Here is a 7,870-nt window from a genome sequence, read left to right as displayed (position 1 = left end):
GCGCTTTAGGTGTGAACAGGCCCACACTTTTTCCCCTTCCCACGCGCTCTTACGAGCGAAAGATGCGCCGTTACATTAAATACGATGATTAACGGTTTTTCAACAGCTGTCCAGCCCTGTGGCAAACTTGAGGCGAGACAGAGGCTTATCCGGGATTTCCCCACGAGTGCCGGCTTCGACGCCTGTCCGGCACTACAGCATACGCTCTATACTCTGACACTTACCGCACATACTTTGACTGGCATCACAAGTCCCGCCGCATGACGATCTTTCTCCGCCTGCTGCGCTACGCGCTGGTCCTCGCGCTGGCCGGGGTCCTCCTCGGCGGCCTCGCGCTCGGGACCGCCTACTGGCTGATTGCGCCGCGCCTTCCGTCGGTCGACACGCTCAAGGACGTGCGACTGCAGGTGCCTCTGCGCATCGACACGGCCGACGGCAAGCTGATCGCGACGTTCGGTGAGACGAAGCGCACGCCGGTTCGGATCGAGAACGTGCCCACGCGCCTCAAGCAGGCGTTCCTCGCGGCCGAGGACGCCGACTTCTACAGCCACCGCGGCATCGACCTCGGCGGTATCGCCCGTGCGGTCTGGCTGACGATCACGACGGGCAGCAAGCACGTCGCCGGCGGCAGCACGATCACGCAGCAGGTCGCGCGCATGTTCTTCCTGAGCCCGGAAGTCAGCTATACGCGCAAGCTGTCCGAGATCTTCCTCGCCTTCCGCATCGAGAATGCGTTGAGCAAGGACGAGATCCTCGAGCTTTACCTCAACAAGAGCTTCTTCGGCCATCGCTCCTACGGTGTCGCCGCCGCAGCGGAGTTCTACTACGGCAAGACGCTCGACCAGCTCAGCCTCGCCGAATGCGCGATGCTCGCGTCGATCCCCAAATTCCCGTCGACCGGCAATCCGCTGAGCCGTCCGCAGCGCGCGCACGAGCGGCGCGGTTACGTGCTCGGTCGCATGCTGGAGAACGGCTTCATCGACCAGGCCGCCTACGATGCGGCGATGAGCGAGTCCGATGCGGCGCAGCCGCACGAGGCCCCGGTCGAGGTCGATGCCCCCTACTTCGCCGAGCTCGTGCGCCTGGAGGCGATCGAACGCCTCGGCAACAACGCGCTGACCGACGGCTACCGCGTGAGGACGACGCTCGATTCGACCTTGCAGGAAGCCGCCAACAGCGCGCTGCGCAACGGCCTCGTCACGTACGACGAACGCCACGGCTGGCGTGGCGCCGAAGGCCACAAGGACCTCGCCGCGGATGCGAACCGCGACGCATGGAACGAGGCGCTCGACGACTACCATCCGATCGGCGGGCTCGTGCCCGCACTCGTGACCGCGGTCGATCGCGAAGAGGCCACCCTCTTTCTCGCCGACGGCCAGAGCATCTCGCTCGCCCTGCCTGCGGTCGCCTGGGCGCGTCCGCGCATCGACGAGGACCGTCGCGGCGCCGCACCGAAGTCGGTCGCCGACGTGCTCAAACGCGGCGATGTCGTGCGCGTCGCGCGCGATGCCGAAGGCGCATGGCGCCTGTCGCAGATCCCCGGCGCGGAAGCCGCGCTGGTCGCCATCGACCCGCAGGACGGTGCCGTCCGCAGCCTGGTCGGCGGGTTCAGCTTCCAGCGGAGCAAGTTCAACCGCGCGACGCAGAGCGCGCGCCAACCCGGCTCGGGCTTCAAGCCGTTCCTCTATTCGGCCGCCTTCGATCATGGCTTCACGCCGGCTTCGGTGCTCAACGACGCGCCGGTGCAGTTCCCGGATCCGTCGAAGCCGGACGGCGTGTGGATGCCGAAGAACGACGACGACACGTTCCAGGGCCCGATTCGCCTGCGCGAGGCCCTCGTCAAGTCCGTGAACCTCGTCTCGGTGCGCCTGCTCGACGCGATCGGCGTGCGCTACGCGCGCGAGTACATCACGCGCTTCGGCCTCGCTCCCGAGCAGATCCCGGAGAATCTTTCGATGGCGCTCGGCACCGCGTCGGTCGCGCCGATCGCGATGGCGCGCGGCTACGCGGTGTTCGCGAACGGCGGCTACCTCGTCGATCCGCACTACGTGAGCGAGATCCTCGACCGCGACGGCAAGGTCGTCTATCACGCCGATCCGGCCGTCGTCTGCACCACCTGCCCCGAACACGCGCTCGCCGACACGCCGTCCACGCCGGTCGCGGACGGTACCAGCACGAGCGCACTGAATCCGCTCGGCGCCGCACACGCGGCCCCACCGTCGCCTGTGGACGGCGGCGCCGGCAACGCGCACACCGCGCCGCGCGCGATCGATGCGCGCAACGCCTACCTCGTGACCTCGCTCATGCGCGACGTGGTCCGGCGCGGCACGGGCTCGGCCGCCATGTCGCTCAAGCGCAACGACCTCGCGGGCAAGACCGGCACGACGAACGACCATCGCGATGCGTGGTTCTCGGGCTTCAATGCACGCCTCGTCGCGAGCTGCTGGGTCGGCTTCGACGACTTCGGGTCGCTGGGTCGCGGCGAGTTCGGCGCCAAGGCGGCGCTGCCGATCTGGATCGACTTCATGCGCGTCGCGCTCAAGGACGTGCCCGAGCAGCCGTTCGACATGCCGCCCGGGATCGCGCGCGTGCGCATCGACGCCGCGACCGGACTGCTGGCGGCCGCGGGCGATCCCGGTGCGATCCTCGAAGTCATGAAGACCGAGGACGCCACGCGCCTCGCGTCGCAGCCGCCGGCGACCGACGAGACGAACGAGCAGCACGAAGCCTACGACGTGTTCTAGGGGCGCACATGATCGCTCCGCACCCCGTCGAGTGCCTGGTCGCCGGCCTGCGTACGCGATCACCGCGCCGCGCGCCGGCGTCCACGCCCCCGCAGTGTACGCACGGCGCCGAAGCCGCCGGCACGGCGCGTCGGCGCTTCGACTGAGTCCGCGCCGATGCCGGGTCGGGCCGCCATGCGCATCCAGGAGACACGGCGGCGCGTCGCGCTCGAAGCTGCGCGACTGATCAGCGAAACCGGGCTGCGCGACTACCGCCAGGCGAAGGAGAAGGCCGCGGCGCGACTCGGCATCTTCGACGAGGCGTGCCTGCCGAAGAACAGCGAGATCGAGGCCGCGTTGCGCGAACACCAGCGCCTGTTCCGCGCGGACGACCAGCCGCGCACGCTGCGCGAACGGCGCGAGGCCGCGCGCGAGGCGATGCAATTCTTCGCGCGTTTCGAACCGCGCCTCGTCGGTGCCGTACTCGAGGGAACCGCCGACGAGCATTCGGCGGTGTGCCTGCATCTGTACACGGACCAGCCGAATGCAGTGATCGACCTGCTGCAGGAGCGGCGCATCGCCTACGACGAGCGGTCGCGGCGCATTCGCCTCGACCGCGACACCGCGCGCGAGTACCCGGCGTTGACCTTCAACGCGGGCGACGCGTCGATCGACCTGACGGTGCTACCGTACGACCTGCTGCGGCAGGCGCCCCTCGATCGCGTCAGCGAGAAGCCGATGCGACGCGCCACGCTCGCGATGGTCGAGGCCTTGCTCGACGAGCAATGAGGGCGAACCTCACGTCGAGTGCGTTCGTCCGCGGCGCGGACGAAACAGGGGCGGCGGATGCGGCGCATGCTCGCAAGGCGTCATGGCCTTGCGCCCTGCGGGCAGGCCGCCACCGAACGCCTCAGCGCTTCCCGATCGCGACGTAGTCCCGCTGCGCGGAGCCCGTGTAGATCTGACGCGGACGACCGATCTTGGTTTCCGGATCGTTGTGCTGCTCGAGCCAGTGCGCGACCCAACCGGCCGTGCGCGCGATCGCGAACATCACGGTGAACATCTCGGTCGGGATCTTGAGCGCCTTGTAGATGATCCCGGAATAGAAGTCGACGTTCGGATACAGCTTCCGCTCGACGAAGTAGGAATCCTTGAGCGCCGCCTGCTCGAGCTCCATCGCGACGTCGAGCAGCGGATCGCTGACATGGAGGTCCTTGAGCACCTTGTGGCACATTTCGCGGATGATCGTGGCGCGCGGATCGAAGTTCTTGTAGACGCGATGGCCGAAGCCCATCAGGCGGAACCCGGAATTCTTGTCCTTCGCCTTCTCGACCGCCTTGCCGACGTTCTTCGCGTCGCCGATCTCGGCGAGCATCTTGAGCACCGCCTCGTTCGCGCCGCCGTGCGCGGGACCCCACAGCGCGGCGATGCCGGCGGCGACGCACGCATACGGGTTCGCCCCGGTCGATCCGACCAGCCGTACGGTCGACGTCGACGCATTCTGCTCGTGGTCGGCATGCAGGATGAACAGCAGGTCGAGCGCCTTCGCCGCGACCGGATTGAGGTCGAGCGGTTCGCTCGGCACCTCGAACATCATGTGCAGGAACCGCGTGACGTAGTCGAGGTTGTTGCGCGGATAGCGGATCGGCCAGCCGATCGAGTAGCGATATGCGGCCGCGGCGATCGTGGGCATCTTGGCGATCAGGCGGATCGCCGCAAGGCGGCGCTGCTCGGGATCGTTCATGTCGAGCGTGTCGTGGTAGAACGCCGACAGCGACGCGATCGAGGCGCACAGCATCGCCATCGGATGCGCGTCGTAGTGGAAACCGTGCAGGAAGTTCTTCAGCGCCTCGTGCATCATCGTGTGATGCGTGATCTCGTGCTCGAACGCCGCGAACTGCTTCGCATCCGGCAGTTCGCCGTTGATGAGCAGGTGCGCGACCTCGAGGAAGCTCGACTGCTTGGCGAGCTGGTCGATCGGGTAGCCGCGATAGAGCAGCACGCCCGCATCGCCGTCGATGAACGTGACCGCGCTGCGCGTCGCCGCGGTCGACATGAAACCGGGGTCGAAGGTGAAGTAGCCGGTTTCCTTGTTGAGCTTTCCGATGTCGAACGCGGGATCGCCGAGCGTGCCGGTGACGACCGGGAGGTCGGTGATCTTGCTCGTCGCGGGATCGGTGAGCTGGACGGTTTTGCGGTCTGACACGGGGAGCTCCTTCTGGCGCTGCAGTCGCGGCCGGCCCATGCGGCGCCACGTCCTGCACGATGGATGCATGCGGCGATCGCGATGATGGACCGCGATCAACACACAATTATTGCATGGAGCACCGCCGAAGGTACGCTCGCGCACGGTCCGCGCGGCATCGACGATCGTCGTGCCATGCCGCGGGGCGACAGCGCGACGCACGAACGCGAACGCCGGCACGGGGCCGGCGTTCGAGCATCGCAATCACGATGTACCGATCGGAGCGGCGCGCATGCGCCGTCCGGTACGGGGCAGGCCGACCCTACTTCGCGTAGCGGCGGCGGAACTTGTCCACGCGACCGGCGGTGTCGACGATCTTCTGCTTGCCCGTGAAGAACGGATGCGAGTGGCTGGAGATTTCCACCTTGATCAGCGGATATTCCTGGCCGTCCTCCCACTTGATCGTTTCCTTGCTCGTCATCGTCGACTTCGTGAGGAACGAGAAGTCGCTCGAAACGTCCTGGAACACGACCGGCTTGTAGTTCGGATGGATGTCGGCTTTCATGGGCTGGCTCCGCGGCTCGGCCGCGATAAAAGAGCGGTAGTTTAGCCCGCCCCGGGGCACCCGCGCAAGGCGTCGCGTCAACCGCGGCCCGCGGCGCCGAGGCCGGCGGCGACCAGCGCCTCGAAGCGCCCCTGGTCGACGTCGAGCACGATGTTCGCATTGGCGCGGCCACCGAGGCGGTCGTGCCAGTCGACGACGGTCGCTCCGCGCCCGAGCCCGGCCGCCAGTTCGATCGCGACGTGGTGCCGCTCGGCACGCGTGACGATCGAAGGTTCGAGTGCGACCGCCATCGCGAGCGCGTCGGCGGCGATCATGCCGCGGCCACGCGCGCGGTTGAACGCGCGCGCCTTGCGCGAGATCGCCGCGTAGAAGGCCGCGCGCGCATCGCCGGCCGCGAGCAGGCGCTCGAAGGCATCGAACGCCATCGCGTGGCGCAGGCACGCTTCCCAGTCGACGAGGTCGAACTGCGGCCACTCGGAGAACACGATGTGCGCGGCTTCCGGATCGAAGCCGATGTTGAACTCGACCGGCGCGAGATGGATGTTGCCGCGCCCCGTCACCGCGCCGCCCATGACCACGAGTCGGGCGAACCGCGACGGCAGCTCGGGATCGAGGCGCAGCGCGAGCGCGAGGTTGGTCAGCGGGGCGAGCGCGACGAGCGTGAGCTCCCCCGCGCGCTCCCGAGCGAGGCGCACGATCGCCGCGGCGGCGTGTTCGCCGTCGGCGCGGCGCGCCGCCGGCAGGTACGCGGTATCGCCGAAGCCGTCCTCGCCGTGCACGAAGCCGGCGCCGGGTGCCGGCAGCACCAGCGGCGCCGGGCAGCCTGCGAATACCGGTGTCTCCGCGCCGATCGTTTCGACGAGCTTGAGCGCATTGCCGACCGTGTGCGCGAGGCCGACGTTGCCCGCAGCGATGCACAGGCCCTCCACGCTCGCGTGCGCGTGCGCCATGAGGATCGCGAGCGCATCGTCGACGCCCGGGTCGGTATCGATCAGCAGTGTCGTCATCGACGCATTATCCGTGCGCACGCGACGGGCGCGCCAGTAGGCCGTCGCGCGACGGCGTGCATCGACGCGTCGCGACGCGAACGACGCCGTCCGCGACGGGAGACGGCCGAGCTCGATTCGGGCACGCGGCGGTCCCTAGGCCCCGGCGTAGCGGGCGGCGCCGCCGATCCAGCGCGCGACCAGGCGCTCGGCCGCATCGGCGTGGTCGCGCAGCATCGCTTCGCCGACGCGCTGCACCGCGGGCAACAGGTGCGCGTCGCGGGCGAGGTCGGCGACGCGGAACATGAGCTGGCCGGTCTGGCGCGTGCCGAGCACTTCGCCCGGCCCGCGCAGCTCGAGGTCCTTTTCCGCGATGCGGAAACCGTCGCTCGTCTCGCGCATGACCTCGAGGCGCGCACGCGCGGTCGCCGACAGCGGCGCGCGGTACAACAACACGCAGCTCGACACCGTGCAGCCGCGGCCGACGCGCCCGCGCAACTGATGCAGCTGCGCGAGGCCGAGGCGCTCGGCGTTCTCGATCACCATGAGGCTCGCGTTGGGTACGTCGACACCGACCTCGATCACCGTGGTCGCCACCAGCAGGCGCGTGTCGCCGCGCTTGAACGCGTCCATCGTCGCCTGCTTCTCCTTCGCCTTGAGGCGACCGTGCACGAGGCCGATGCGCAGGTCGGGCAATGCCGCGACGAGTTCGGCGAATGCGACTTCGGCAGCCTGCGCCTCGAGCTGCTCGGATTCCTCGATCAGCGTGCAGACCCAGTAGGCCTGGCGTCCTTCGGCGCAGGCGGCGCGGATCCGCTCGATCACCTCGGCGCGCCGGGACGAGGCGATCGCAACCGTCTGCACCGGCGTGCGCCCGGGCGGGAGCTCGTCGATCACCGACACGTCGAGGTCGGCGTAGGCGGCCATCGCGAGCGTGCGCGGGATCGGCGTCGCGGTGAGCACGAGCTGGTGCGGCACGCGGTCGCCTGCGCGGCCCTTGTCGCGCAGCGCGAGGCGCTGGTGCACGCCGAAGCGGTGTTGCTCGTCGACGATCGCGAGCCCGAGGTCGGCGAACTCGACGCCTTCCTGCAGCAGCGCATGCGTGCCGATCACGAGCGGCGCGCCCTGTGCGACCGCCGCGAGCGCCGCGACCCGCGCACGGCCGAGCACCTTGCCCGCAAGCCATACCGGTTCGACGCCGAGCGGTTGCAGCCAGGCGCGGAAGGTAGTGCAGTGCTGCTCGGCGAGCAGCTCGGTCGGCGCGACGAGGGCGGCCTGTACGCCGGACTCCATCGCCGCGAGTGCGGCGAGCGCGGCGACCACCGTCTTGCCCGAACCGACGTCGCCTTGCACGAGGCGCAGCATCGGCGTCGTGCGCGCGAGGTCGCGCTCGATCTCGGCGACGACGCGC

General features: G+C 68.9%; 6 protein-coding genes. 2 read left to right on the top strand and 4 right to left on the bottom strand.

Features of this window, described 5'->3' with window-relative positions:
* Nucleotides 1-260 precede the first annotated feature (260 nt).
* Nucleotides 261-2,744, top strand: a complete 2,484-nt coding sequence (locus tag VI238_RS02650) for a penicillin-binding protein 1A (RefSeq protein WP_331648155.1) — start codon at nucleotides 261-263, stop codon at nucleotides 2,742-2,744.
* A 174-nt stretch (nucleotides 2,745-2,918) separates the two neighbouring features.
* Entirely contained in the window at nucleotides 2,919-3,512 is a 594-nt protein-coding gene (locus VI238_RS02645; protein ID WP_331648153.1) for a hypothetical protein, read from the top strand.
* Nucleotides 3,513-3,633: 121 nt separating this feature from the next.
* Here VI238_RS02645 and VI238_RS02640 read toward each other — a convergent pair whose 3' ends face one another.
* The 4 genes from VI238_RS02640 to VI238_RS02625 form a co-directional block, all read right to left on the bottom strand.
* The gene (locus VI238_RS02640) at nucleotides 3,634-4,929 is read right to left on the bottom strand and encodes a citrate synthase (protein ID WP_331648151.1); all 1,296 of its coding nucleotides are present in this window, start codon (nucleotides 4,927-4,929) and stop codon (nucleotides 3,634-3,636) included.
* 301 nt (nucleotides 4,930-5,230) lie between these two features.
* The gene (locus tag VI238_RS02635; RefSeq protein WP_331648149.1) at nucleotides 5,231-5,473 is read right to left on the bottom strand and encodes a type B 50S ribosomal protein L31; all 243 of its coding nucleotides are present in this window, start codon (nucleotides 5,471-5,473) and stop codon (nucleotides 5,231-5,233) included.
* A gap of 77 nt (nucleotides 5,474-5,550) precedes the next feature.
* Entirely contained in the window at nucleotides 5,551-6,480 is a 930-nt protein-coding gene (locus VI238_RS02630) for a nucleoside hydrolase (RefSeq protein WP_331648147.1), read from the bottom strand.
* A gap of 135 nt (nucleotides 6,481-6,615) precedes the next feature.
* On the bottom strand, nucleotides 6,616-7,870 hold a 1,255-nt coding region (locus VI238_RS02625), incomplete at its 5' end, for an ATP-dependent DNA helicase RecG (protein WP_331648145.1).

The sequence above is a fragment of the Dokdonella sp. genome (genome assembly GCF_036518555.1).
Taxonomy (GTDB): Bacteria; Pseudomonadota; Gammaproteobacteria; order Xanthomonadales; family Rhodanobacteraceae; genus Dokdonella_A.
The sequence above is the reverse complement of the archived record's forward strand: the minus strand, read 5'-3'. Positions and strand labels throughout refer to the sequence as shown.

Bases quoted from the DNA above. Each gene is read 5' to 3' on its own strand.
- VI238_RS02645 (WP_331648153.1), top strand. From the start codon at position 2,919: ATGCGCATCCAGGAGACACGGCGGCGCGTCGCGCTCGAAGCTGCGCGA.
- VI238_RS02650 (WP_331648155.1), top strand. From the start codon at position 261: ATGACGATCTTTCTCCGCCTGCTGCGCTACGCGCTGGTCCTCGCGCTG.
- VI238_RS02635 (WP_331648149.1), bottom strand. From the start codon at position 5,473: ATGAAAGCCGACATCCATCCGAACTACAAGCCGGTCGTGTTCCAGGAC.
- VI238_RS02630 (WP_331648147.1), bottom strand. From the start codon at position 6,480: ATGACGACACTGCTGATCGATACCGACCCGGGCGTCGACGATGCGCTC.